The organism is Arthrobacter sp. B0316-5-4 (assembly GCF_059090325.1).
The window spans coordinates 1-25,712 of sequence record NZ_JBNHFN010000004.1 but is presented as its reverse complement, the minus strand read 5'-3'; the positions used below and the strand labels follow the sequence as shown (position 1 = coordinate 25,712).

19 protein-coding genes are annotated in these 25,712 nt (G+C 64.7%); 14 read left to right on the top strand and 5 right to left on the bottom strand.

Annotated features, from left to right (window positions below; genetic code table 11):
- Positions 1–123: 123 nt before the first annotated feature.
- Both AC5RU9_RS12140 and AC5RU9_RS12135 read left to right on the top strand, forming a co-directional pair.
- Positions 124–1,005: a LysR family transcriptional regulator gene (locus AC5RU9_RS12140; RefSeq protein ID WP_494016653.1), complete on the top strand. Its 882-nt coding sequence runs from the start codon at positions 124–126 to the stop codon at positions 1,003–1,005.
- The gene (locus AC5RU9_RS12135) at positions 1,002–1,652 is read left to right on the top strand and encodes a 4'-phosphopantetheinyl transferase family protein (RefSeq protein ID WP_494016652.1); all 651 of its coding nucleotides are present in this window, start codon (positions 1,002–1,004) and stop codon (positions 1,650–1,652) included. Before AC5RU9_RS12140 ends, AC5RU9_RS12135 begins: the two co-directional genes overlap by 4 nt.
- Here AC5RU9_RS12135 and AC5RU9_RS12130 read toward each other — a convergent pair.
- The 4 genes from AC5RU9_RS12130 to AC5RU9_RS12115 all read right to left on the bottom strand — a co-directional run bounded on the left by AC5RU9_RS12130 (position 1,649) and on the right by AC5RU9_RS12115 (position 9,219).
- A complete protein-coding gene (locus AC5RU9_RS12130) occupies positions 1,649–2,992 on the bottom strand; it encodes a M1 family metallopeptidase (RefSeq protein ID WP_494016651.1) in 1,344 nt (447 codons plus the stop codon). The two genes, AC5RU9_RS12135 and AC5RU9_RS12130, sit on opposite strands and share 4 nt — an antisense overlap.
- Before the next feature lie 12 nt (positions 2,993–3,004).
- Positions 3,005–6,961, bottom strand: coding sequence for a Pls/PosA family non-ribosomal peptide synthetase (locus AC5RU9_RS12125; RefSeq protein WP_494016650.1), 3,957 nt, complete (start codon positions 6,959–6,961; stop codon positions 3,005–3,007).
- 118 nt (positions 6,962–7,079) lie between these two features.
- Complete coding sequence (locus tag AC5RU9_RS12120) at positions 7,080–8,045, bottom strand: quinone oxidoreductase family protein (RefSeq protein ID WP_211711890.1); 966 nt, start codon at positions 8,043–8,045, stop codon at positions 7,080–7,082.
- A gap of 85 nt (positions 8,046–8,130) precedes the next feature.
- Positions 8,131–9,219, bottom strand: coding sequence for a fatty acid desaturase family protein (locus AC5RU9_RS12115; RefSeq protein ID WP_211711891.1), 1,089 nt, complete (start codon positions 9,217–9,219; stop codon positions 8,131–8,133).
- Positions 9,220–9,386: 167 nt separating this feature from the next.
- Here AC5RU9_RS12115 and argC point away from each other — a divergent pair, with 167 nt between their 5' ends.
- The 9 genes from argC (at position 9,387) to AC5RU9_RS12070 (ending at position 18,925) form a co-directional block, all read left to right on the top strand.
- Positions 9,387–10,418 (top strand): N-acetyl-gamma-glutamyl-phosphate reductase, encoded by a 1,032-nt coding sequence (gene argC / locus AC5RU9_RS12110; RefSeq protein ID WP_494016649.1) that lies wholly within the window; start codon positions 9,387–9,389, stop codon positions 10,416–10,418.
- Positions 10,415–11,581 (top strand): bifunctional glutamate N-acetyltransferase/amino-acid acetyltransferase ArgJ, encoded by a 1,167-nt coding sequence (gene argJ, locus AC5RU9_RS12105; RefSeq protein WP_211711893.1) that lies wholly within the window; start codon positions 10,415–10,417, stop codon positions 11,579–11,581. The genes argC and argJ overlap by 4 nt, the downstream gene beginning before the upstream one ends.
- Before the next feature lie 10 nt (positions 11,582–11,591).
- Positions 11,592–12,551, top strand: a complete 960-nt coding sequence (gene argB, locus AC5RU9_RS12100) for an acetylglutamate kinase (protein ID WP_211711894.1) — start codon at positions 11,592–11,594, stop codon at positions 12,549–12,551.
- Positions 12,548–13,882 carry an acetylornithine transaminase gene (locus AC5RU9_RS12095; protein ID WP_494016648.1) on the top strand — a complete coding sequence of 445 codons (1,335 nt, stop codon included), beginning with the start codon at positions 12,548–12,550 and terminating at the stop codon, positions 13,880–13,882. The genes argB and AC5RU9_RS12095 overlap by 4 nt, the downstream gene beginning before the upstream one ends.
- Positions 13,879–14,883, top strand: a complete 1,005-nt coding sequence (argF, locus tag AC5RU9_RS12090; RefSeq protein WP_494016647.1) for an ornithine carbamoyltransferase — start codon at positions 13,879–13,881, stop codon at positions 14,881–14,883. The genes AC5RU9_RS12095 and argF overlap by 4 nt, the downstream gene beginning before the upstream one ends.
- Positions 14,883–15,419, top strand: coding sequence for an arginine repressor (locus AC5RU9_RS12085; protein ID WP_090822559.1), 537 nt, complete (start codon positions 14,883–14,885; stop codon positions 15,417–15,419). Before argF ends, AC5RU9_RS12085 begins: the two co-directional genes overlap by 1 nt.
- Positions 15,420–15,495: 76 nt before the next feature.
- The gene (locus AC5RU9_RS12080) at positions 15,496–16,701 is read left to right on the top strand and encodes an argininosuccinate synthase (protein ID WP_211711897.1); all 1,206 of its coding nucleotides are present in this window, start codon (positions 15,496–15,498) and stop codon (positions 16,699–16,701) included.
- Positions 16,698–18,113, top strand: a complete 1,416-nt coding sequence (gene argH / locus AC5RU9_RS12075; protein WP_494016646.1) for an argininosuccinate lyase — start codon at positions 16,698–16,700, stop codon at positions 18,111–18,113. The genes AC5RU9_RS12080 and argH overlap by 4 nt, the downstream gene beginning before the upstream one ends.
- A 74-nt stretch (positions 18,114–18,187) precedes the next feature.
- Positions 18,188–18,925 carry a maleylpyruvate isomerase family mycothiol-dependent enzyme gene (locus tag AC5RU9_RS12070; RefSeq protein ID WP_494016645.1) on the top strand — a complete coding sequence of 246 codons (738 nt, stop codon included), beginning with the start codon at positions 18,188–18,190 and terminating at the stop codon, positions 18,923–18,925.
- 46 nt (positions 18,926–18,971) lie between these two features.
- Here the strand turns inward: AC5RU9_RS12070 and AC5RU9_RS12065 are convergent, their stop codons facing one another.
- Positions 18,972–20,474 carry an AlkA N-terminal domain-containing protein gene (locus AC5RU9_RS12065; protein WP_494016644.1) on the bottom strand — a complete coding sequence of 501 codons (1,503 nt, stop codon included), beginning with the start codon at positions 20,472–20,474 and terminating at the stop codon, positions 18,972–18,974.
- 82 nt (positions 20,475–20,556) lie between these two features.
- On the opposite strand from AC5RU9_RS12065, the gene AC5RU9_RS12060 reads away from it, so the two are divergent.
- The 3 genes from AC5RU9_RS12060 to tyrS all read left to right on the top strand — a co-directional run bounded on the left by AC5RU9_RS12060 (position 20,557) and on the right by tyrS (position 24,892).
- Entirely contained in the window at positions 20,557–21,225 is a 669-nt protein-coding gene (locus AC5RU9_RS12060; RefSeq protein WP_494016643.1) for a DNA-3-methyladenine glycosylase, read from the top strand.
- Positions 21,226–21,315: 90 nt separating this feature from the next.
- On the top strand, positions 21,316–23,544 hold the full coding sequence (locus AC5RU9_RS12055) for a HelD family protein (RefSeq protein WP_494016642.1): 2,229 nt from the start codon (positions 21,316–21,318) through the stop codon (positions 23,542–23,544).
- A 37-nt stretch (positions 23,545–23,581) separates the two neighbouring features.
- The gene (tyrS, locus tag AC5RU9_RS12050) at positions 23,582–24,892 is read left to right on the top strand and encodes a tyrosine--tRNA ligase (protein ID WP_494016641.1); all 1,311 of its coding nucleotides are present in this window, start codon (positions 23,582–23,584) and stop codon (positions 24,890–24,892) included.
- Positions 24,893–25,712: the final 820 nt, after the last annotated feature.

Sequence of the window (25,712 nt, the reverse complement as noted above, 5' to 3'; positions counted from 1 at the left end):
AAACATTCTGTCTAATGAATTTTTTCGCATAATCGATTCCTTTTGGGAATGAAACTCCTCGGTGGCGGCGAGCCGCAGCAACGTGTGTGTGATCGGGCATGATCCTCTCGATAGTGTTAGGAAATGGAACTACGCCTTTTGCGGTCGTTTATCGCGGTTGCCATGAACCAGAACTTCGGAGCTGCTGCCAAGGCGCTGTCAACAACCCAGTCGGCCCTGACCAAGCAGATCCAGGTATTGGAACGGCAGACCGCAAGCACGCTGTTCACGCGTGGGCGCCACGGTGCAGCACTGACGCCCGCGGGAGAGGCGTTGTTGGTCGACGCGGTCGACCTTGTGCGCCGGGCAGATGCCTTGACCCAGCGTATGGAGCGGGTGGCAGCAGGTGTGGAAGGCGTGCTCAATGTGGGGTTTGGGATGTCTGCGATCGACGTAGCCCCGCGGGCTGTCGCTGCCTTCCGCGCAAGTCACCCCGGGATCGACATCAAGCTCGAAGATATGTCCTCCGCCCGGCAGTTTGCCGCACTCCGCAACGGCACGCTAAGCGTGGGATTCGTTCGCATGCCTGTTCCGCAGGACATTGCCGCGCAGGTCATTCGGCGCGATCAGCTGGCACTCGCCATCCCTTCCGGCGGGACGGTTCCCGAGCCTGGCCGGAAGGGCCTGCGGGACTGGCTCCAGAACCAGGCTTTGGTCCGCCTCGTCCCGGCCCGCGGACCGGGCATGGCCGCGCAAACAAACCAGCTGTTCATGGACCTGAAATGCAGCCCGACGACGGTCTACGAAACGTCCGACCTGCTGACTGTCGTGGCACTCGTAGCCGCGGGAGCGGGCTCGGCTCTGGTCCCCGCCAGCACCTCGGCTATCCTCCCCGACGGCGTGCAGCTTATCGCGATCGACCTGGAGTCCGCGGTCTGGGACATAGGAGTTGCCTGGCTTCGCGAGAGCACCAACCCGCTGCTTCCCTTGTTCCTTGGAGCAATCGAGAGCGGGGCGAGGGCATGATGGACACCCCTGTACTGGAGTTGCGTCAGCTTGAGGTCCGGCTGGTCCCGGACGAGCGCTTAGGGCTCATAGGGCAACCTGCCAAGCACCGTGCAGCCAGGTTCGCCCGCGCCCAAGACCGGGACGCCTTCGTGGCAGGCCGGCTCGCCCTCCAACAGTTCGCTGCTTCCCTCCTCGACGTGGAACCCCACCAGCTGGTGCCCGACTATCGTTGCCCCCTGTGCGGCTCCGGACAGGACCACGGCCGCCCCGGGTTCATGCTCGACGGCGACCCCGCACCTCTCGCGCTCAGCGCGTCCCGGGCGTCGGGCTGGGTGCTGCTGGCCGGCGTCGTGCATCCACAAGGAGGCCTCCGGCTGGGAGTGGACCTTGAAGCAACGGACCGGGCAGCGTTCGCGGGTTTCGACGACGTCGTCCTGACCGAGAATGAGAAGCGCTACCTGGCGTCAACCCCCGCGACGCTGCGCGACGAGCAGCGGACGCGACTGTGGGCACGCAAGGAGGCGTGGTTGAAGATGACCGGTGAGGGCCTGCGAAACGATCCCAGCGACCTGGATGTGCTGGGGCGCCACGGTGTACAGGACCTGGGCACCGTGGGCGGACGGGCGCTGCCGGACGGTCTCGTGGCCGCCCTGGCCGTCGGCTAACGCGGTGAAGGCAGGGCGGGAAGCGCCGCCTCGTACAGCCATGGCCGGAGAATCGCATCAGCATCAAACCCCGGAATGAACGCGTCCGCAGCTGCGATGAACGATTCCGTGGACACTGATCCGTGCCGGTTCAAGGCCGTCCAATGCTGCAGGAAACCGAAGAACGCCTCGTCACCGGCCGCCATCCGCACTGCGTGAACCGCCAAAGCCCCACGCTTGTAAACCCGGTCGTCGAACATCAGCTCCGGGCCGGGGTCGCCCACCAGAAGGTCCTGCGGCCCGACGTCGAGCCTCTTCCACGCGGCCGTTGCCCGCGCTGCAACAGTCATGGTCCTGGACTCCTCGGACCACAACCACTCGGCGTAACAGGCGAAGCCTTCGTGCAGCCAGATGTCCTTCCAGCTGTTGACGGTGAGCGAGTTCCCGAACCACTGGTGCGAGAGTTCGTGGGCGATCAACCGCTGCGAGTCCCAGGCGTCACGCATATGGTTGCGACCGAAAATGGAGACCGTTTGTGCCTCCAACGGAATTTCCAGTTCGTCTTCGGTGACCACGGACGTGTAATCGCTGAAGGGGTAGGGTCCGAAGCAATCCTCGAAGGTCCGCATCATGTCCGGCTGGCGTCCCAGCCCCTGCAGGGCGTCTGCTGCCATTTCGGGAGTGACGGCGACGAACTGGGGGACCCTGTGGTGGGAATCGTCGGCCTGCAGCGGGACCTTGATGTAACGGCCGATCTGTACGGTAGCGAGGTACGTGGCCATGGGCTCAGCCTGTTCGTAGACCCACGTTTCCCTGCTCGACTTGCGGGAGTGCGATACGAGCCGCCCGTTACACACAGGCCGGTAGTTGTCATCGGTGGTGACCGAGATGAGGAAGCTCGATTTGTAACGGGGGTGGTCGTTGCAGGGGAACCAGGACGCTGCTCCGTTGGGCTGGCCGGCGACCAGTACGCCGTCGTTCAATTCCTCCCAGCCAACATCTCCCCACAGTCCACGGCGGGGCTGAGGGTTGCCGTCGTAGCGGATCTCCAGTGAAAACTGTTGGCCGGGCTTGAGTGCGGACGGGGGAGTCAATACCAGGTGCTGGGCCCTGTGGCTGAATTTCTGGAGTTTCTTGCCGTCCAGCTGGACCTTGCTGGCACGCAAACCCACCAGGTCCAGGACAATCTGCGCTGTCGGTTCCAAAGCCGTGCAGCGCAGGACCGCCTTGCCGATCAGCTTGTTGCTGCCCAGCCTGACATCGAGGTCCAACTCGTACCGGTCCACACGGTAGCTGGTGCTGCCGTGGTCCAGGGTGTAGGGGTCGGCTTCGGTCATGGGGGTAGTGATTGGTGCGGTCATGATCTGCCCAATCTACTTGAGACGGGGCGCTTGTGCAGACGGACCCACCCACGGGCTCACCGGGTTGCCCATCCAGTACGTCCCGGCGGGGACAGTTTCGCCACGCATGACCAACGACGCCGGGCCGACGGTTCCGCCGTCGCCGATGCTGGCCGCAGGGAGGATGACGCCGTGGGGGCCCATGGTGGCTCCGTTCCCGAGCGTTACGGTGTCCAGGCTCATGACGCGGTCGTGGAACAGGTGTGTCTGGACAACGCAGCCACGGTTGACGGTGGAGTTCTCGCCCAGGGTCACGAGGTCGGCTTCGGGGAGCCAGTAGCTTTCGCACCAGGTTCCGCGGCCTATTTTGGCGCCGAGCCCTCGCAACCACCACACCAAGGCGGGGGTTCCTGCAGCGGACCGGGCAAACCATGGAGCGCTGACCATTTCGATGAATGTATCCACAACCTCGTTGCGCCAGATGAACGAGCTCCATAGCGGGTGTTCGCCGGCGCGGATGGTTCCCACCAGGACCCACTTGGCGACGATGGAGCTGATGGCAGCCACGCCTCCGGCCGCCAGCATCACCACGCCACCGAGGACCGCAGCGATCCAGTAGCCCCAACCACGGGCTACCCAATCCAGGACCAGCATGACCCCGACGGCGATGGCAACAGTCAGGATGACAGGTAGCAGGCGGCACAGCTCCCACAGCGCACGCGCAATTTTGAGCTTGAGGGGTGGCTGGAAAGTCCGCGTCTGGTCGGCGTCGACGGCGGTGCGGCGCAACCTGACCGGTGGGCTGCCAAGCCACGATGTGCCTGACTTCGCCTTGGCAGGGGTGGCCGACAGGACCGCCACGAGGGAGTTCTTGGGCACATTCCGCCCGGCGGCCGTCATGCCGGAGTTGCCGAGAAATGACCGCTTTCCGATCTTGGCCGGCGCGATTTTCATCCAGCCACCGCCCAGTTCGTAGGACGCCACCATGGTGTCGTCAGCCAGGAACGCGCCGTCGCCGATGGTAGTCATCCTGGGCACCAGCAGCACTGTGGACGCTTCCACGTTCTTCCCCACCTTGGCGCCGAGCAAGCGCAGCCAAACAGGCGTGAACAGGCTGGCATAGATGGGGAAAAGGAGGTCACGTGCCATGTCCAGCAGGCGTTCTGTGGCCCACACCTGCCAGCCAATCCGGCTGCGGACACGGTAATACCCCTCTTTGAGTCCGAGGCCGAGGAGCCGGGCAACAAGGAGGATGAGCACCAGGTTTCCGAAGAACCACGCCAACGCCGCCAGTGGGAGTGCCATGGCTATCTGGGGGAGCGCGGTCTCCAACGAATCGTGGCCTTGGATGAAAGCCAGAACCACCAGCGCAGCAGCGAATGCGGAGATGTACGGGATCAGGGCCAGAAGCGCCGAAGCGCTGGCGAAGGCTGAGAACCATAGCCGGTCCACAGCGGAAGGACGGCCCGACGACTCAGGCCAGTCGTGCTTTGCCTTACCGCGTCGTTCGGCGGGGGATCCGGCGACCAGGTGCCCGGCTTTCACTTTGCCCAGCACGGCGGATCCGGCGTCGACGTGTGCGCCCGCGCCAATGGTGGCGCCGGGCATGAGGGTACTTCGTGCACCGACGACGGCACCGGCTCCCACGTGTATCTGGCCGATATGCACCGAGTCGCCTTCCACCCACCATCCGGAAAGATCGACTTCCGGCTCGATGTTGGCGCCACTGCCCAATGACAGCAAACCTGTGACAGGCGGCAAGGAGTGCAGGTGCACGTCCCGGCCGATCTTGGCGCCGAGGGCGCGCGCGTAATAGGGGACGAACGGGGCGCTGGCGAGGCCGATGGCCCCGGAGAGGTCCTGAATTTGTTCGGCGAGCCACAGCCGAAGATGGGTTTTGCCGGACCTGGGGTAGGTGCCAGGCTCGATCTTGCCGAGCAGCACGCGGGCCGCAATCACCGAAATGGTCATTCGGCCCAGCGGGCTGACGAAGACCAGCCAGGATGCCGCGATCCACCACCAGGACACCACAGGAGCTGCCGCGAATCCGGCAAAGTCTGCCAGTAACCTGTTGGCGGCCATCAGGTAGGTGAGCCAACGCATTCCCACCAGGATGTGCAGCGGCACGCCCATAAGGACCTGGAAGATCTGCGACTTCAAGGCTGTGGGACGAACGGTGCGCTCGGCAGCGGGACCTGCCGTACCGCCGTCGGGCAGTGATTGGCGGGCGGCGTCGATCAGGGCGCCGACGCGCGGCGTCGCGTAAATGTCAGCCACAGTGATGGTGGGGTACCGGACCCGGAGGGCAGAAACGAGCTGCGCCGCGGCCAGGGACCCGCCGCCGTAGGCGAAGAAATCCGCGTCGAGGGAACTGACAGGACTGCCCAATACCGACTCCCACTGGTCCACCACCCAACGGGCGTCGTCCGGCAGGTTCAGGGGCGCGTTGCTGGCCTCAGCGGCACCGGCTCCCGCCAGCGGCCAAGGCAGGGCATGCCGGTCCACCTTTCCGCTGGTCTTGGTGGGCAACGAATCCACTACCGTCAGCAGGGGGATCAACGCTGCCGGGAGGCTCTCGCCCAGGAGACGGCGGGCTTCGTCCATGTTCAGCTCGTAGCCGTCAACGGGTGCAAGATAGCCCACCAGGATCTGGTTTCCGGCAGCCGTGGTCTGAACTGCGGCGGCCGCGCCCGCCACGCCGGGGAGTGCCTGCAGTGCCGCGTCCACCTCGCCCAATTCGATGCGGCGTCCACCCAGCTTGACCTGTTCGTCGGCACGGCCCATGAAGATCAGGCCCTCCGCTTCGTAACGGACCAGGTCGCCCGAGCGGTAGGCCCGCTCCCAGGCCAGGGTGGTCATGGGCGCGTACTTCTCGGCGTCCTTGGCGGGATCGAGGTAGCGGGCCAGTCCGACGCCGCCGATGATCAGTTCACCGACTTCGCCTTCCGCGACCGGGACACCAGCAGAATCGACGACGGCGAGGTCCCAGCCGTCCAGCGGCAGTCCGATCCGGACCGGGCCGGGTCCGCCCAACGGTGCGGCGCAGGCGACGACGGTGGCCTCGGTGGGTCCGTAAGTGTTCCAGACTTCGCGGCCATCGACGGCGAGCCGTTCGGCCAGCTCCGGCGGGCATGCCTCGCCGCCAAAGATGAGGAGGCGGACGTTCTCGAGGGACTCTGCCGGCCACAACGCTGCAAGGGTGGGAACCGTGGAGACCACGGTGATGCCGTGGTTGATCAGCCAGGGGCCCAGGTCCATGCCGGTCCGCACCAACGCCCGCGGAGCCGGGACGAGGCAGGCACCGTGGCGCCAGGCGAGCCACATCTCTTCGCAGGAAGCATCGAAGGCTACCGACAGGCCCGCCAGCACACGGTCCTGGGGGCCGATGGGTTCGGCCTGGAGGAAAATCCTCGCCTCTGCGTCAACGAACGCGGCGGAGGAACGGTGTTTCACCGCAACGCCCTTGGGCGTGCCAGTGGATCCGGAGGTGAAGATGATCCAGGAATCATCATCCAGCCCGGGCGTGCAGGGGCTGGGGACAGGTTCGCGTGGGGCCCCGGCAGCTTGGATATCAAGCCCCGCCCCGATTACGGCAGCAACTTTGGCTTCCCCGAACACCAGGCGTGCCCGCTCCTCGGGATCGTCGGCATCGACCGGAACGTATGCCGCGCCGGCCATGAGGATTCCCAGGATGGCGATGTACAGCTCATTGGTTCCGGAGGGGATGCGGACGCCGATTTTCTCGCCACGTCCCAGGCCCGCAGCGTTCAATTGTGCGGCGAAGGTCCGGACCGCCGTGAGGAGTTCGGTGTAACTGAGGGATTTTTGCCCGTCATCCAAGGCCGAAGCCTCGGGGAAGGATGCTGTGGTCTCCTCCAGGATGTCCACGAGCGTGCGCTCGGCTGGTGCCGCAGCGCCGCCCGGCAACTGGGGGCGGTAGGTGGTCAGGGCAGGCGCCGGCCCGGCCCCCACGGGATGTTCTGTGCTCACAGGCCTAGCTTTGCGCAGAAAGGTGAACAAAAGGTGTCTGACGTTTCCTGTTCGTCACATTTTCTTGCACCACTGTTTGCCTGTAGGTCGCCAGTTGTTCGGGAGCCGGGCTTAGGGGTTACGGCAGAAGCAGGACTTTGCCGGTGGTCCGGCGGCCTTCCAGGTCACGGTGGGCCTGTGCTGCTTCGGCCAGGGGGTAGGTTGCGCCGACCCTGACGGCGAGGGTTCCGTTGGCGGCGGCGTCGAAAATTTCGGCTGAGCGCCACCGGCGTTCGTGCGTGTTCTGCACAAAGTGCGCCATGGTGGGCCTGGTCAGTGTCAAGGAGCCACCGGCGTTCAGGCGCTGGGGATCGAACGGTGGCACCGGGCCGGAGGCGGCACCGAAGAGCACCATGGCGCCCCGGATGCGGAGGCTTCGGAGGGATTCGTCGAAGGTGTCCTTGCCGACGCCGTCGTACACCACGTTGACGCCTTCGCCGTCGGTCAGTTCCCGGACCTTGTCGGCGAAACCCTCGTAGCGGAGGACTTCGTCAGCTCCGGCCGACGTGGACAGCTTGGCTTTCTCGTCGGAGGAAACGGTGGTGATGACACGTGCCCCGCGGGCCTTCAGGAGCTGGGTCAGCAGGAGGCCGACGCCCCCGGCTCCCGCGTGCAGCAGGACGGTGTGTCCTGGCTCGACGCGGAAGGATGAATTCATCAGGTAGTGCGCTGTGATGCCCTGCAGTGGAAGGGCAGCCGCAGTGTGGTCGTCGACGCCGTCCGGAACCGGAAGCGCTTTGGCTGCATCCACGAGTGTGTAGTCGGCGTAGGTGCGGGACCCTTCAGCCGTGGCAATGCGGTCGCCTACGGCAATGTCCTCCACGCCCTCACCCACCGCCTCCACCGTGCCGGCGGCTTCTGCGCCGGGGGTGAAGGGGTAGTCAACCTTGTAGGTTCCGTTGCGCTGATAGGTTTCGATGAAGTTCACCCCGGCAGCTGCGACCTTGATCAGCAACTGGCCGGGGCCGGGGGATGGTGCTTCCACGGAGGCGTATTCGAGGACTTCAGGTCCTCCGGGCTGCTTTGCGACAATGGCGTGCGTCATGGTGGCTCCTCACTCCGGGGCGGTCCTTCCGGTGCCCGGTTTCAGAATCCATCCTAGGGAGGTTGGGGCCTCCCATGTCGAACGGCTAGCGGCGTCCGTGCGTCGAAGCCACGGGACAGTCGAAGCCGCGGCCTGCTGCGAGGCCCACCTCGTTGAGGTAGCTGACCACGATCCCGTACGACTGCATGAGGGTGGTTTCGGTGTAGGGGATCGAGTGCTTGGCGCAGAATTCCTTCACGATGCCGGCGGCCTTGTGAAGGTGCGGACGTGCCATGTCCGGGAACAAGTGGTGCTCTACCTGCCGGTTCAGTCCGCCCAGGAGGAAGTCCATGAAGCGACCGCCGGAGATGTTGCGGGAGGTCAGGATCTGGCGGTTAAGGAAGTCCACGCGGCTGTCCTTGGGCAGCACGGGCATGCCCTTGTGGTTGGGGGCGAAGGATGCGCCCATGTAGAAGCCATAAACCATGATCTGGACGCCGAGGAAAGCGAATGCCATTCCGATGGGCAGGAAGGTGAAAGCCAGCACCGGCAATGCCGTCAGGCGTGCCACGAGGATGGGGGTTTCCACCCAGCGGTGTCGGACCTTCTGCTTGCCGAAGACAAAGCGGATTGAATCGAACTGCAGGCTCAGACCAAGCAAGGTCAAGAGCGGGAAGAAGAACCAGCCCTGCCGGCGGGTGAGGAATGCCAGGCGGCCCTTGCGCTCGGCCGCGGCGTCCTCGTGGAACACCAGTGCGTTGTTCCGGATGTCAGGGTCTTTGGAAATGACGTTGGGGTGGTTGTGGTGGGCGCCGTGCTTCTGCTCCCACCAGGAATAGCTGATGCCGGCGATGCCGGTGGCCAGGAGACGCGCCGACCAGTCGTTGGCCCGGCGGGAGGCAAAGATCTGCTTGTGTCCGGCCTCGTGGGCCAGGAAGCTCAACTGCGTGCAGAGAATGCCGACAGCCGCGGCAATGAGGAGCTGGTACCAGGATTCGCCAATGAGGGCGAACCCGAGCCACGTGCCTGCCATGAGGAGGACCAGGGCCACGAAGACCCAGATGTAGAAGCCGCTGCGGCGTTCCAGGAGTCCGGCTGATTTGACGCTCTTGAGGAGCTCTGAGTAGCTCTGAACGACTGGATTTGGTTGAATTGCGCGAGCTTTGGGGCGCTCAGCGGTGGACGTGGGTGACATTAATGTGCCCCGTATCGCTAACGGGCAACGCTGCAGCCGACGTTCGGACTGCACGGTCTGGATCACCCTTCACTAAGCATACGGGCAATCTCCAAAATAATGAGACGCATCACAAACGCATGCATAAATATCGGCATACATGAATATTTTTGCTGTATGCTGGAGCCATGACTATTTCTGTTGCCGTCTCCGGTGCCAGCGGCTATGCCGGGGGAGAAGTGCTGCGCCTGCTTGCCGGCCATCCGAACGTCACCATCGGTGCGATCACGGCGCACAGCAACGCCGGTTCCAGACTAGGGGAGTTGCAGCCGCATCTCCATGGTTTGGCCAGCCGGATTCTTGAAGACACCACGGTGGAAAACCTGTCCGGCCACGATGTGGTGTTCCTGGCCCTGCCCCATGGTGCTTCCGCCGAGATCGCTGCCCAGTTGCCCGAGGGCACTGTAGTGATCGACGCCGGCGCGGACCACCGCCTCCAGGACGCCGGAGCGTGGGAAAAGTTCTACGGCTCAGCCCATGCGGGCACTTGGCCTTACGGCCTGCCTGAACTGCCGGGCCAGCGCGAGGCGCTCAAGGGCGCCACCCGCATCGCTGTCCCCGGCTGCTACCCGACGTCGGCCCTGCTCGCCTTGACGCCCGGGTTCGCCAAGAATCTCCTCCTGACGGACGACGTCGTTATTGTTGCCGCCTCAGGTACCTCAGGCGCCGGCAAGGCAGCCAAGGTCAACCTGATTGGCAGCGAAGTCATGGGTTCCATGAGCCCCTACGGTGTGGGTGGCGGTCATCGCCACACGCCGGAAATCGAACAGGGCCTCTCCAATGCTGCGGGGGAGCCGGTAACCGTGTCCTTCACGCCCACGTTGGTTCCGATGAGCCGCGGCATTCTCACGACTGCCACGGCCAAAGTTGCCCACGGCGTGACCGAAGCCGAACTTCGGCAGGCGTGGGCAGACGCGTACGAAGACGAGCCCTTCGTGCACTTGCTGCCGGAAGGCCAGTGGCCCACCACCAAGTCTGTCCAGGCATCCAACCACGCCGTCATGCAGCTGGCATTCGACCAGCACACAGGCCGCGTGATCGTGACCTGCGCCATCGACAACCTCACCAAGGGGACCGCCGGCGGCGCCGTGCAGTCCATGAATATTGCCCTCGGCCTGGACGAAACCGCCGGCCTGAACCTGCAGGGAGTTGCACCGTGACCATTACCGCCCCCAAGGGATTCCGCGCCGCAGGCGTCAAAGCAGGGATCAAGGCATCAGGCAACCCGGACCTCGCCCTGGTCGTCAACGACGGACCGTCCAAGGCCGCCGCTGCAGTGTTCACGTCCAACCGCGTTGCGGCCGCTCCTGTGCATTGGTCGCGCCAAGTGGTCAGCGACGGTCGCGTGGACGCCGTGGTCCTGAACTCCGGCGGCGCCAACGCCTGCACCGGTCCACAGGGTTTCCAGAACACCCACGCCACCGCCGAGAAGGTGGCAGAGGTTCTGGGAGTCTCAGCTTCCGACGTCGTGGTTTGCTCTACTGGCCTGATCGGCGAGCAGCTGCCCATGGAGAAGATCCTCCCCGGCGTCGAGGCTGCTGCTGCCGGGCTTTCGGAAGACGGCGGTTCCGCGGCCGCCACGGCCATCATGACCACGGACAGCGTCTCCAAGGAAGCAGTCTTCACGGGAACCGATGCTGAAGGCAAGCAGTTCACCGTGGGTGGCATTGCCAAGGGTGCCGGCATGCTGGCGCCAGGCCTGGCGACCATGCTGGTGGTCCTGACAACGGACGCCGAAGTGCCTGCTGACGAGCTCGACGTCGTCCTCCGCGACGCCACGCGCGTCACCTTTGACCGCGCCGACTCGGACGGCTGCATGTCCACCAACGACACCGTTGTGCTGCTGGCATCAGGTGCCTCTGAAGCCCTGCCTTCAACCGACCAGTTGAGCGATGCAGTGACCAGGGTCTGTGCTGAACTGGCCCGCAAGCTCATCGGGGACGCGGAGGGCGCCAGCCACGACATCGCCATCCGGACGTTCAACGCCGCCAGCGAACGGGACGCCGAGATCGTCAGCCGGTCCGTTGCCCGGTCCAACCTTTTCAAGGCCGCCATCTTTGGCAAGGACCCCAACTGGGGCCGTGTCCTCTCCGCTGTGGGAACCACGGACGCCGTGTTCGAAGCCGATCAACTCAACGTCGCCATGAACGGCGTCCAGATCTGCCGCAACGGCAGCATCGGCGAGGACCGTAACCTGGTGGACCTTGAGCCGCGCGAAGTGCTGGTCGAAATCGACCTGCAGGCCGGCGACGCCGAGGCGACCATCTGGACGAATGACCTCACGCACGATTACGTGCATGAGAACAGCGCCTACTCAAGCTGAGCGGAAGACGATGACTGCCAACACGCGGGAAACTACCTCCAGGGGCCACGTCTCAGCCGAAACAGCCCAGGATAAAGCGGGAACGCTGATCGAGGCGTTGCCATGGATCCAACGCTTCGCCGGCACCACCATGGTGATCAAGTACGGCGGCAACGCCATGGTCAACGATGACCTTCGCCGTGCCTTCGCCGAGGACATCGTGTTCCTCCACCATGTGGGCATCCACCCCGTGGTGGTTCACGGCGGCGGCCCCCAGATCAACTCCATGCTCAGCCGCCTCGGCATCGAATCCGAGTTCAAGGGAGGCCTCAGGGTCACCACGCCCGAGGCCATGGACGTGGTCCGCATGGTCCTCACCGGCCAGGTGGGCCGTGAACTTGTAGGCCTTATCAACTCGCACGGACCGTACGCCGTGGGCATGTCCGGCGAGGACGGCGGCCTGTTGCGCGCCGTGCGCACCGGCACCGTTGTTGACGGCGAGGAAGTGGACCTCGGCCTGGTGGGCGAGGTTGTGGGCGTTGATCCCGCAGGTATTAAGGACATTCTCGACGCCGGTCGGATCCCCGTGATTTCGACCGTCGCCCCGGAAATCCTGGACGCGGGGGACGGAACCGGCTCCACCACCGGCCAGGTACTCAACGTCAACGCGGACACCGCCGCTGCAGCTGTTGCTTCTGCCCTGGGCGCCACCAAGCTCGTCATCCTGACCGACGTCGAGGGCCTTTACGCCAACTGGCCGGACAAGTCCTCGCTGATCTCTTCGCTGACCGCCACGGAGCTCCGTGAAATGCTGCCTCGCCTGGAGTCCGGAATGATTCCCAAAATGGCCGCCTGCCTCAAAGCAATCGACGAAGGCGTGCAGCGCGCCCACATCGTGGACGGGCGCCTCGCGCACTCGATGCTGCTGGAAACCTTCACGACAGCGGGCATCGGCACCCAAGTAGTACCTGATGAGGAAGTGAACGCATGAGCGAAACTGTTGGCATCCATCCGACCGGCGATGGAACCCCCGCCCGCTTCGCGGTGCCCGACCACACCCGGGGTCCCATCGCCGGATCGGATGCCAAAGCTTCCGTCATAACTGGGGTGAGTAATGGTGCAGATTGGCTTGCCCGTTACAACTCCTCGCTGATGGGCGTCTTCGGCACTCCGCAGCGGGTCCTGGTCCGGGGTGCGGGTTGCCTGGTGTGGGACGCCGATGGCAAGGAATATCTTGACCTCTTGGGCGGCATCGCCGTCAACGCGCTGGGCCACGCCCACCCGTTCGTCACGTCGGTCATCTCCAGCCAGCTCGCCACACTCGGCCACGTCTCCAACTTCTTCACCAGCCCCACGCAGATTGCCTTGGCGGAAAAGCTCCTGGCCCTCAGCAAGGCTCCCGCTGGTTCCAAGGTGTTCTTTGCAAACTCGGGCACGGAGGCCAACGAAGCCGCGTTCAAGCTGGCCCGCCGCAACAATTCCGACGGCAAGCGCACCAAGGTCATCGCCCTCGAAGGTGCCTTCCACGGCCGCACCATGGGCGCGTTGGCGCTCACCGCAAAGGAAGCGTACCGGGCCCCGTTCGAACCACTGCCCGGCGGCGTGGTCCACATTCCGTTCGACGACATCGACGCCCTGCGTGCCGCCGTCGACGATTCCACTGCAGCTGTTTTCCTGGAACCCATCCAGGGCGAAGCGGGCGTCCGTCCCCTCAGTGCCGCCTACCTGCAGGCGGCCCGCGAGGCCACCACGGCTGCAGGGGCGTTGCTCATCCTGGATGAAGTCCAGACCGGCATCGGCCGCACCGGCAAGTGGCTGGCCAGCGAGGATGCGGGCATTGTGCCCGACGCCGTGACGCTCGCCAAGGGACTCGGCGGCGGCTTCCCGGTGGGAGCCTTGATCACTTTCGGAAGTACGACGTCGGCCCTGCTCACCGCAGGACAGCACGGCACCACTTTCGGCGGGAACCCGGTGGCGACGGCGGCCGCACTTGCCACACTGCACGCCATCGAAAGCCAGGGCGTCCTGCAGAACGTGCTGGCCGTCGGGGCACACCTGCGCGAGGGCCTTGCCGCCGTCGAGGCCGTAACCGAGGTCCGAGGTGAGGGCCTGCTGATCGGCTTCGACGTCAATGCCGACGTTGCCCCGGCCATGGTCACCGCAGCCCTGAACGCTGGTTTCATCATCAACAGCCCGGGGCCGCGGACCATCCGGCTCGCCCCTCCGCTGATCCTGACCATCGAGCAGGCGGACCGTTTCCTGGCCGCCCTACCCACGCTGATCGCTACGGCTACAGCCAACACAGCTAAGGACGCACAGTGAGTACTTCCACCACCCGTCACTTCCTCAAGGACACGGACCTGAGCCCGGCCGAGCAAGCCGAAGTCCTGGACCTCGCCGTCCGGATGAAAGCCGCCCCGTACAGCGTGCAGCCCTTCGCCGCCGACGGAAACGGCCGCAAGACCGTCGCCGTGATCTTCGACAAGACCTCCACCCGGACGCGTGTCTCCTTTGCCACCGGCATTGCGGACATGGGTGGCAACGCCCTGATCATCAACCCGGGCGAAGCGCAGATTGGCCACAAGGAATCCGTGGAAGACACCGCGAAGGTCCTGGAGCGCATGGTCTCCACCATCGTGTGGCGCACCGGCGCGCACTCGGGCCTCGTGGCCATGGCTGAAAACTCCAAGGTCCCCGTGATCAACGCCCTCTGCGACGATTACCACCCGTGCCAGCTCCTCGCCGACCTTCTGGCCGTCAAGCAGCACAAGGGCGAACTGGCCGGACTGACCATGGCTTACTTGGGGGATGCGGCCAACAACATGGCCAACTCCTACCTGCTGGCTGGCGTGACCGCCGGCATGCACGTGCGCATCTCAGGCCCTGAAGGCTACCTGCCGGCGCCGGAAATCGTTGCTGCCGCTGAGGAGCGCGCCGCAGAGACCGGCGGTTCCGTCCTGATCACCAGCGACGCCGCCGAAGCCCTCAAAGGTGCAGACGTCGTGGCAACGGACACGTGGGTTTCCATGGGCCAGGAGTCCGAAAAGGAAGCCCGGTTGCAGCTTTTCCGCGACTACTCCGTGGATGAAGCCGCCATGGCGCAGGCCGCCCCGGATGCCGTGGTCCTGCACTGCCTGCCGGCGTACCGGGGCTACGAAATTTCCGCCGGTGTCATTGACGGCCCGCAGTCGATTGTCTGGGACGAGGCCGAGAACCGCCTCCACGCCCAGAAAGCGCTGATGGCGTGGCTGATGCACCAGTCCGGGCTCGCGTTCGTGGAGGGGCTTTCCCCCATCGAGGGCACCGGGGAGAGCACGTTCTAGTGTCCACCAATCCGTCCGTGCCAGGCGCAAGCCCGGCCACCAAGACTGCCCGCCAGGCGCGTATTACCGCGATCCTGACGGGTGAGTCCGTGCGTTCCCAGGCAGAGCTTGCAGCCCTGTTGGCGGACGACGGCGTCCAGGTCACCCAGGCCACCCTGTCCCGCGACCTCGTGGAACTGGGCGCGGTGCGGGTACGTGGCAAGGAAGGCGCACTGGTTTACGCCGTGCCGGGCGAAGGCGGCGACCGCAATGCCAAGAGCGGGGTCACCCAGGAAATCCTGGACGCACGGCTCTCCAGGCTCTGCGGCGAACTGCTGGTGACGGCGGAAGCATCGGGAAACATCGTCGTGTTGCGCACGCCTCCGGGTGCGGCGAACTTCCTGGCACTGGCCGTCGACCACTCCGTGATGCCCTCCGTATTGGGTACGATCGCAGGCGACGACACTTTGTTGCTGGTGGCGCGGGACCCCGACGGCGGAGCGGAACTGGCAGCCAGATTCCTGCGGATGGCCGAAGAAGCCGGCCCGGGCAACTAACAGTATTGATTCAGCAAGCATCTAATTCACACAGCATTGATTCGAATGAACCAAGCAACAACAAAGGAGCACTCTCGTGACTGAGCGCATTGTTCTGGCCTACTCCGGTGGCCTTGATACGTCCGTAGCCATCGGCTGGATCGGTGAAGCCACCGGCGCCGAGGTCATCGCTGTGGCCGTCGACGTCGGACAGGGCGGCGAGTCCCTGGAGACCATCCGCCAGCGCGCCCTCGGTTGCGGCGCCGTCGAGGCTTACGTCGCTGATGCACGTGACGAGTTCGCCAACGAGTACGCCATGCCTACTTTGAAGGCCAACGCCCTTTACCAGGGCCACTACCCGCTGGTATCGGCGATCTCGCGTCCGGTCATCGTCAAGCACCTCGTTAAGGCTGCCCGCGAATTCGGCGCCACCACCGTTGCGCACGGCTGCACCGGCAAGGGCAACGACCAGGTCCGCTTCGAAGTGGGCATCCAGACCCTCGGCCCGGACCTGAAGTGCATCGCACCCGTCCGCGACCTCGCCCTGACCCGCGACAAGGCCATCGCCTTCGCGGAGGAAAAGGGACTGCCGATCGAGACCACCAAGAAGAACCCGTACTCGATCGACCAGAACGTCTGGGGACGCGCCGTCGAGACCGGTTACCTTGAGGACATCTGGAACGCACCCACCAAGGACATCTACGACTACACCGCCACCCCGGAATTCCCGCCGGCACCGGATGAGGTCACCATCTCCTTCCAGGCCGGCGTGCCGGTAGCGATCGACGGCGTGAAGGTCACCCCGCTGCAGGCCATCCAGGAACTGAACCGCCGTGCGGGCGCCCAGGGCGTCGGCCGGATCGACGTCGTTGAGGACCGCCTCGTGGGCATCAAGTCCCGCGAAATCTACGAAGCACCGGGTGCCATGGCGCTGATCACCGCGCACAAGCACCTCGAGGACATCACCATCGAGCGCGAGCAGGCCCGCTTCAAGGCCACAGTCGGCCAGCGCTGGGCCGAGCTGGTCTACGACGGCCAGTGGTTCTCCCCGCTGAAGCGCTCCCTGGATGCGTTCATCGAGGACACCCAGAAGTACGTTTCCGGCGACATCCGCATGGTTCTCCACGGAGGCCAGGCCATCGTCAACGGTCGCCGCTCCGAGACTTCGCTGTACGACTTCGACCTCGCCACCTACGACACCGGCGACACCTTCGACCAGTCCATGGCACGCGGCTTCATCGAGCTGTGGGGCATGTCCTCCAAGGTTGCTTCGGGCCGCGACCTCCGGGTTGCAGGGGAATGACCAGCGCAACAAACGAAGGCGCACTGTGGGGCGGCCGGTTCGCCGGCGGCCCTGCGGATGCGCTGGCCGCGCTGAGCAAGTCCACGCACTTTGACTGGCGGCTGGCCCGCTATGACATCGCCGGTTCCAAGGCCCACGCCCGCGTGCTGGCCAAGGCCGGACTGCTGGATGACGCTGAGCTTGAAGGCATGCTCGCCGCCCTCACCCAGTTGGACGAGGACGTCGCGAGCGGCGCCTACCTGCCGGCTGAGAGCGACGAGGACGTGCACGGTTCACTGGAACGTGGACTGATCGAGCGTGCCGGCACCCAGTTGGGTGGCAAGCTCCGTGCGGGCCGTTCCCGTAACGACCAAGTGGCCACCCTTGGTCGCATGTTCCTGCGCGATCACGCCCGCATCATTGCCGGCGGTGTCGTTGCCACCATCGATGCCCTCATTGAGCAGGCCAAGGCGCACCACGGTGTGGCCATGCCGGGCCGCACCCACCTGCAGCACGCCCAGCCGGTGCTGCTAAGCCACCACCTGCTGGCCCACGCCTGGGCGCTGCTGCGCGACGTGCAGCGGCTCCAGGACTGGGACAAGCGCGCCGGTGTTTCGCCGTATGGTTCGGGTGCCCTGGCCGGTTCATCGCTGGGCCTGGACCCTGAAGCTGTAGCCGCGGACCTGGGTTTCTTCTCGGCCGTCCACAACTCGATCGATGGCACCGCTTCGCGCGACGTCTTCGCCGAGTTCGCGTGGGTGTGCTCCATGATCGGCGTGGACCTTTCCCGGATCTCCGAGGAAGTCATCTTCTGGGCCACCAAGGAGTTCTCCTTCGTCACGCTGCATGATTCGTACTCCACGGGGTCATCGATCATGCCGCAGAAGAAGAACCCCGACGTTGCCGAGCTCGCACGCGGCAAGGCCGGACGCCTCATCGGCAACCTGACCGGGTTGCTGGCGACGCTCAAGGGCCTGCCGCTTGCGTACAACCGTGACCTTCAGGAAGACAAAGAGCCGGTGTTCGACGCCGCCGACACTCTGGAGCTGCTGCTCCCGGCCGTGTCCGGCATGATCGCCACGCTCACGTTCAACACCGAACGCATGGAATCGCTGGCTCCGCAGGGCTTTGCTCTGGCAACCGACATCGCCGAATGGCTGGTCCGCCAGGGTGTGCCCTTCCGTGAAGCCCACGAGCTGTCCGGTGCTGCCGTCAAGCAGGCCGAAGGCCGTGGCGTGGAGCTGTGGGACCTCACGGACGAGGAATACGCGGCGATCTCGGAGCACCTGACGCCCGAGGTCCGCAGCGTGCTCAGCACCGAGGGTTCGCTCAACAGCCGCAACTCCCAGGGGGGTACCGCCCCAGCCGCCGTCGAACGCCAATTGGCGGCCCTGGAAGCGGAACTGGACACAGCGCGTTCTTACGCAGGCTAGACACTGAACACTCCTGTGGGACGGCACATCACGTGCTGTCCCACAGGTGTTTAAGCGTGCGTTAGCATGGCGCTATGACTCAGATCACCCCTGGGACGTTGCCCGCAGAGCTTCACAAAGCCGCCGGCACCGTCACCCGCCTCCTTGCCAAACTCGACGATGACTCGGTCGCTGGGCCGTCCCAACTCCCCGGCTGGACCCGCGGCCACGTGCTGGCCCACATCGAAGGAATTTCGAACGCGATGGCGCGCCAACTCGAGTATGCCGCCCGCGGCGAAACCATTGAACTGTACGACGGCGGCATGGACGGCCGCACGAAGGCGATCGAACTTGCCGCCGGACACAGCCTCGAGGAACATACGGAGGCTGTTACCGCTGCCGTGGGAGCGGCGATCACCGCTTTTGACGCGTTGGGACCGGACGATTGGCATGCGCGCATCGCCTACAGGGACGGCACAGTGCTCGACGGCGGCCTGGCGCTGTGGCGCGAACTCACCATCCACGCGTCGGACCTCGGTTTGGGCTTCGGACCAGAGACGTGGAGCCGGCCGTTCTGTGAGCACCTCATCGGGTTCCTGGCAGCACGTGTTCCGGATTCCTACAAATTTGTTCTGCAGCCCACTGGCCTTCCCCAAATGAGCATCGGAACCGGCAGCACCTCGATCGCCATCACCGGCATGCTGACGGACATAGCCGCCTGGCTGGCCGGCCGCGAGCCCAGCCTCGGAAGCCTGCGTGCCACCGCAGCGGCCGACGGAGTCGAGCTGCCCCAACTCCTGCCCTGGCCCGCAGCACAGCCGGCAGCCCGCTAACCGCTGACGCTCTCTCACGTTCCGCCCGCTATCCGCTGACGCTCTCTCACTTCCCGGCGGCTGCAACAGGACGCTTGGCTGCGGCCCGCCACAGATGCATGGTCGCGTAGGAGCGCCACGGGCTGACTTCGCTGAAATCGGTGCTGAGCCCCGAGAGGGCCGGCAGGACTTTCAATCCGTTCCGCACGGCGGCGTCGTTGGCAAGGAAGACATCGGGGGCGCCAAGCACGCGCATGGCAACATACCCAACCGTCCATGGCCCCACGCCCGGCAGGGGGAGCAGTTTGCGTTCGAGGCTTTCAAGGTCGTCGCCATAGCCGAAATCAAGTTTGCCCGTGGCCATTGCTTCGCTGGCTGCCATGATCGAGTCGATCCGGCGTTGGGGCCCGCGAAGCAGTGCCCGACCGTTTTCGGCGAGTTCCGCCGCCGTCGGAAACAGCCTCTCCAGCCTCGGCCGGGACCCTTCCGCGTTGGAGCCCGCCGCCGAGAGCTGCGTCAGTGCGGTGCGGGCGGCGGCCACGGTGATCTGTTGGCCGATCATGGCCCTCACCAGCAGTTCCTGGGGGTCCACAGCTCCGGGCACCCGGATTCCGGGGATCGTTGTGACACTTGCCGCGAGACGGGGGTCCGCGGCGAGGGCGTCATCGATCGCCTGCGGATCAGCGTCCAGGTCGAACAGCCTCCGGACGCGGCTCAAGAGGGTTGGGAGGTCGTGGAGGTCCACGGCGCTGGCGTTAAGCTGCAAAAGTCCGCCAGGTGCGGAGGGCTTGTAGGAAACCGAGAACGACGCGGTACCCCGGGGGAGGCGCAGCGTCCGCGCATAGGTCCTGGTGCCGTCCTCCGAGGTGGTTGCATCTTCGATGCCTGGAATGGCGCGAACTGCGAGGAAATCGAAAATCCCGGGATCGAATGGTTCCCTGTAGGGCAGGTTCAACGTCAGTGCTGCGGGAGCTACGCCCGCTGATGCCCCAGCACCCCGGCGCTGCATCGACTTTGCGCCGGCGGCGCGCAACGCCGTCGGGGTCATCGCGAACACTTCGCCGATAGTGTCGTTGAATTGCCGCACGCTGTTGAATCCGGAAGCGAAGGCAACATCCGCGAGGAGCATTTCCGTTGAGACCAACAACGTCCTGGCCGTCTGCGCCCTGCTTGCCCGTGCAAGCGAGAGGGGACCGGCGCCCAGCTCGTGGCTGAGGATGCGGTTGAGCTGCCGGGCGGAGTAGCCCAGCCGGTGCGCCAGGCCGTCGACGCCCTCGCGGGTGATGACGCCGTCGTTGATGAGCCGCATTGCCCGGCCGGCGATGTCCGAGCGGATATTCCACGCCGGCGTTCCGGGGACGGCCTCGGGGAGGCAACGCTTGCACGCGCGGTAACCGGCCTCGTGCGCAGCAGCTGAGGTTTCATAGAACGTGACGTTCTCGGCTTTCGGCGTGCGGGCGGGGCACGACGGCCGGCAATAGATGCCGGTGGAGCTGACGGCGGTGAAGAATTGACCGTCGAACCGGATGTCGCGGGCATCAATTGCCCTGTACCGCTGCCAGAAGTCCATAGCTCCATCCTGCCAGCGGGCCACGTCAACTGCTAGCGGAAATCGGACATGGCCGTTGGGGCGACTTTGCTAGTGTCTGGGCATGAGTCCGTCCGTGGAGAACTATGTTCTCAAACCAAACAAGGTCCGTGAATTCCTTGCCGGCGATCCCCGCGTCATCGCTCCTCTGATCCTCGGGGCTGTCCTGACGCACCACTCCGAAGCCGGTCCTGTGGCGGTCCGGCTCACGGAGGTGGAGGCCTACATGGGACCGCGGGATTCGGAACACCCGGACCCCGGATCCCACACCTTTGGCGGCCCCACACCGCGGAACGCACCCATGTTCGGCCCTGCCGGGTTCCTGTACGTCTACTTCACCTACGGCATGCATTACTGCGCCAACATTGTCTGCGGTCCCGACGGCGCTGCGTCCGCGCTGCTCCTGCGAGCGGGCGAGATCGTGGAAGGCGAGGGCCTCGCCGCCGTCCGGAGGCCGGCTTCCAAGGCGCACAAGGATTTGGCCAGCGGACCTGCCAGGCTCGCCTCGGCCCTGGGACTTACGACGGCGGACACCGGCCGTGACGCGCTCGCGGAACCGTTCAGCCTTTGGTTGCCCAGGACCCCTGCGGCTGCAGTGGCCAGCGGGCCCAGGGTGGGGGTTGCCGGACCGGGCGGAAGCACGGAGTATCCATGGCGTTTTTGGATCGAGGATGATCCCACAGTGTCGCGCTACAAGGCAGCAAAGGTTCGTAACCGCACGCCCGCTACCTGACGTAATCCGCCAGATGACTTCGACCCCACACGTTTACCGAAATCGCTGTAGAATGGTAGGTCTGTCTTTTGCGATAGGGGTTACGGTTCGATGCACGACGCTGATTTGGTCCACGAGCAGGAATATGTGGCTGGGCTGTACGCCCGGCTCGATGAGCTGCGCGCAGAAAAGCGCGAGCAGCTGGCGCAGGTGCGCAAGACCGGCGCAGTGGGAACCATGCAGAACGTTTCAGAACGTGATGCCTTCGCGGCACTGTACGAAGACCGCCTGGCACAGCTCGACGCCGTCGATGACCGTTTGGTGTTCGGTCGGCTGGATCTGGACTCCGGGGAGGCCCAGTACATCGGCCGCATTGGCCTGTCCACGGCCGACCTTCAACGGCTCATGGTTGACTGGCGTGCGCCCGAAGCCGGCCACTTCTACCAGGCGACCGCCTTCGACCGCCAAGGTGTGCGCCGTCGTCGGCACTTGATCCTGCAGGGCCGGGACGTCAAGGCGATCGAAGACGACGTCCTGGACGCCGGCATGCTCGCCGACAACGACTCCCTCCAGGGCGAGGGGGCCCTCCTCGCTGCACTGAACTCCAAGCGCACCGGGCGCATGTCGGACATTGTGGGTACCATCCAGTCCGAACAAGACCGGATCATCCGCTCCTCCATCTCCGGCGCCCTGGTGGTCCAGGGCGGTCCCGGCACTGGCAAGACTGCCGTCGCCCTGCACCGTGCTGCCTACCTGCTCTACACGCACCGGGATCGGCTCAAGAGCGCCGGCGTCCTGCTGGTTGGCCCGTCGTCGTCATTCATGCACTACATCGAACGCGTGCTGCCCTCGCTGGGCGAAACCGGCGTGGTGATGGCCAGCCTGGGCCGCCTGATGCCAGGCATCAACGCCGTTCCCGAGGAAGACGCGGATGTTGCTGCCCTCAAGGGCAAACTGGATATGGCCAAAGTTGTTGCCAATGCTGTGGCCAACCGGCAACGGACTCCCGCCGAAGACCGCATCCTGGAAGTTGATTCCCGGAAGCTCACCCTGACGGTCCGCCAGGTCCGTCGTGCCCGGGAAAAGGCGCGGGCAACGGGCAAGCCGCACAACGAAGCCAGGCTCACCTTCGTCAAGATCCTCCTTCGCGAACTCACCGAGCAGTTGACGGACCTCGTCGAAGAATCGAACATCGGCAACAACGCTGACCGCGCCTACCTCGCCGAAGACGTCCGCTCCGCACGCGATGTCCGCATCGCCTTGAATCTCTGCTGGATGCCGATGACGCCGGAGAAACTCATCTCCGAGCTGTTCAGCAAACCCGCCATCCTGGAGGCTTGCACTCCGGACCTTACGCCGGAGCAGCGCGCACTCCTGCAGCGGCCCGTTGACGCCCCGTGGACCGAAGCGGACGTTCCGTTGCTGGACGAAGCGGCCGAGCTGCTGGGTGAACTGGACCCGGCCGCCGGCAGGGGATTGGCCCAACAGGAAGCAGATCGGGCCCGCGACCTTGCCAACGCCAAGCAGACCCTCGCCAACATGGAAGCCATGGGCGTGGACGTCCTGGTGACCGCCGAGGAGCTTGCCGAGCAAAACCAGGAGCGCGAGGGACGCCTGACGGCAGCCGAGCGTGCCACCAGCGACCGTTCATGGGCTTTCGGCCACATCGTGGTTGACGAAGCCCAGGAACTCTCGCCGATGCAGTGGCGTCTCCTGGTGCGGCGCTGCCCCCTGAAGTCATTCACCATTGTGGGCGACATCGCCCAGACAAGCGCCGCGGCTGGCGCCAATTCGTGGCAAAGCGCCTTGGCGCCGTCGTTCGGTGAACGATGGACGCTGGAAGAACTCACCGTCAACTACCGCACGCCGTCGCAGATCGCGGAGGCCGCCGTCCGTATGGCCAACCGGGCAGGCCTTGTGGTCTCGGCCCCGAAGGCCGTCCGCGAGGGCAAATGGTCGCCCATCGTCGACCACGTCGAGGCAGACGGAATCGTCTCGCGCCTGGTTGAGGTCCTGCCGGAGGAAGTGGAAGCGATCGACGGCGGCCTGCTGGCCGTCATAGCCGACGGGCCCCTGCTTCCACAGGCCACCGCTGCGCTGCGGAAGGTTTACGGGCGCCGTATCGGCACGGGCGCCGGAAGCTACGAGCAGGACATCGTTGTGATCAGCCCCAAGGAAGCCAAGGGCCTGGAATTCGACGGCGTTGTGGTCCTGGAACCGGCAGCCATGCTGAACCACGAACACGGCAAGGTGGGTGACCTGTACGTTGCCATGACACGGGCCACGCAGCGGCTGCGCCTCATTGCCGCCGCTCCGGTACCGGCCGGCATCGAACGCTAGGCAAAACGCGACCTGCAATCCTGCTAACTTAGATCTCGTGTCACACGTAAACAACCTCGAGTCCCAGCACAACGATCCCGCCTTTGCCAACGTCTGGCAGGAGCTCAAATGGCGCGGCCTTGTCCACGTTTCCACTGATGAAACGGAACTGGAAAAGCTGCTCGCCGGGGACCCGATCACCTATTACTGTGGCTTCGATCCCACCGCACCGTCGCTGCACCTTGGCAACCTCGTTCAGTTGTTGGTCATGCGCCGCCTACAGTTGGCCGGCCACAAGCCGCTCGGCCTGGTCGGCGGCTCCACCGGCCTGATCGGTGACCCACGCCCGACGGCGGAACGCACCTTGAACACCAAGGACACCGTTGCGGAGTGGGTCGGCTACCTTCAAGGCCAGGTGCGCCGCTTCCTGAGCTTCGAGGGCGAGAACCCCGCCCGCATGGTCAATAACCTTGACTGGACCGCACCGCTGAGCGCCATCGATTTCCTGCGTGAAATTGGAAAGCACTTCCGTGTGGGCACCATGCTCCGCAAGGACGCTGTCGCCTCACGCCTGAACTCCGACGAAGGCATCAGCTACACCGAGTTCAGCTACCAGATCCTGCAGGGCATGGACTACCTCCAGCTCTTCCGCGACTACGGTTGCGCACTGCAGACCGGCGGCTCGGACCAGTGGGGCAACCTCACCAGCGGCACGGAACTCATCCGCAAGGTGGAGGGCAAGAGCGTGCACGCCCTGGGCACACCGCTCATCACCAACTCCGATGGCACCAAGTTCGGCAAGAGCGAGGGCAACGCCATCTGGCTCGATCCCGAAATGTGCAGCCCGTACACGTTCTACCAGTTCTGGCTGAACACCGCTGACGCCGACGTCGTGGACCGACTCAAGGTGTTTACTTTCCTTTCGCGTGCAGAGATTGAGGCGCTGGGGGAGTCCGTTGCGGAACGTCCGTTTGCCCGGGAAGGACAGAAGAAGCTCGCCTTCGAAGTCACTTCACTGGTACACGGCGTTGAGGCCACCGAAAAAGTGATTGCCGCTTCGGCTGCGCTTTTCGGCAACGGTGACCTGACCGTTCTGGACGAACGCACCCTGGAAGCCGCCACCGCGGAACTTCCCTCGGCCACCATCGGCGCGGACGGCCTGGGGATCATCGACCTCCTGGTTGCCTCGGGTCTTTCCGACAGCAAGTCCGCCGCTCGCCGAACCGTGGGCGAAGGTGGTGCGTACGTGAACAACACCAAGGTTTCGGATCCCGACGCCGTCATCGCGCACGACCAATTGCTTCACGGCCGGTACCTGCTGCTCCGACGTGGCAAGAAAAACCTGGCCACGATTGAGGTTTCGGCCTAGATCCGCTTAGTAATCCAGCTCTGAAAGGGCCGGCGACCGTTATGGTTGCCGGCCTTTTTTGTGTTTAAGCGTGCTTTCGTGTGCCGGGGCTGGGACGACGGTGGCGGTGATCCTCGGCGCGCTCGGTCGTTCCTCCCTTGGACGCGCGCTGCCGGATAACCGCCGCCGTCTTCCGACGCTCACTCAGCTCCCGGCCCCTTCCAAGCAACGCTCGCTCACTTCCCGCCGGTTTGGGCCGGACGCTCGCTCACGTCCCGGCCCCTTCCGAGCAACGCTCTCTCACGTCCCGCCGGTTTGGGCCGGATGCTCTTTCACGTCTATTGGTGTTCGACGGCGGTGGGGTGGTTCGCTGTTGGCGTGCGGTGTGGTGGGCGGCGACTTTTGTGACGGGCTTCACTTCTTCTGTTGTGGGGTTGTTTTTGGTGGTTGGGAGGCGGTTTGGGGGGTTTTGGCCTTTGTTTGCAGGGGAGGAGCTTGGTGTTGGGGCGATTTGTGTGGGGGGTCGTTGACGTGTAATGTCTTCTGAGTCGCCGCGAGTGAGACAGCCTGGAGCTGGAAGCCGCGGAGGCCAACCCCCTTCAAAACAGCCTGAAAATATGGTGTGCTTCCGAGTGCGCCATGGTCGGGTGGGGGCGATTGATTGGCCTGCGGACGCGGAAACGCTGATTTGCATAAGACTGGTTGATCGGGTAAGTTTGAAAAGTTGCTCCGGAGCGATCCAGCTGAGGCTGGTGGTACTGCTCTGGAATAGTGACCTGTTGTTTGAGAACTCAATAGTGTGCCAAGTTTGTTGATACCGATTGTTTTATCAATTGGTTGA

What these genes read in the sequence shown, in the direction of transcription:
- AC5RU9_RS12140 (WP_494016653.1), top strand. Translation starts at nt 124, where the DNA reads ATGGAACTACGCCTTTTGCGGTCGTTTATCGCGGTTGCCATGAACCAG.
- AC5RU9_RS12135 (WP_494016652.1), top strand. Translation starts at nt 1,002, where the DNA reads ATGATGGACACCCCTGTACTGGAGTTGCGTCAGCTTGAGGTCCGGCTG.
- AC5RU9_RS12130 (WP_494016651.1), bottom strand. Translation starts at nt 2,992, where the DNA reads ATGACCGCACCAATCACTACCCCCATGACCGAAGCCGACCCCTACACC.
- AC5RU9_RS12120 (WP_211711890.1), bottom strand. Translation starts at nt 8,045, where the DNA reads ATGACGCACGCCATTGTCGCAAAGCAGCCCGGAGGACCTGAAGTCCTC.
- AC5RU9_RS12115 (WP_211711891.1), bottom strand. Translation starts at nt 9,219, where the DNA reads ATGTCACCCACGTCCACCGCTGAGCGCCCCAAAGCTCGCGCAATTCAA.
- argC (WP_494016649.1), top strand. Translation starts at nt 9,387, where the DNA reads ATGACTATTTCTGTTGCCGTCTCCGGTGCCAGCGGCTATGCCGGGGGA.
- argB (WP_211711894.1), top strand. Translation starts at nt 11,592, where the DNA reads ATGACTGCCAACACGCGGGAAACTACCTCCAGGGGCCACGTCTCAGCC.
- AC5RU9_RS12095 (WP_494016648.1), top strand. Translation starts at nt 12,548, where the DNA reads ATGAGCGAAACTGTTGGCATCCATCCGACCGGCGATGGAACCCCCGCC.
- argH (WP_494016646.1), top strand. Translation starts at nt 16,698, where the DNA reads ATGACCAGCGCAACAAACGAAGGCGCACTGTGGGGCGGCCGGTTCGCC.
- AC5RU9_RS12070 (WP_494016645.1), top strand. Translation starts at nt 18,188, where the DNA reads ATGACTCAGATCACCCCTGGGACGTTGCCCGCAGAGCTTCACAAAGCC.
- AC5RU9_RS12065 (WP_494016644.1), bottom strand. Translation starts at nt 20,474, where the DNA reads ATGGACTTCTGGCAGCGGTACAGGGCAATTGATGCCCGCGACATCCGG.
- AC5RU9_RS12060 (WP_494016643.1), top strand. Translation starts at nt 20,557, where the DNA reads ATGAGTCCGTCCGTGGAGAACTATGTTCTCAAACCAAACAAGGTCCGT.
- AC5RU9_RS12055 (WP_494016642.1), top strand. Translation starts at nt 21,316, where the DNA reads ATGCACGACGCTGATTTGGTCCACGAGCAGGAATATGTGGCTGGGCTG.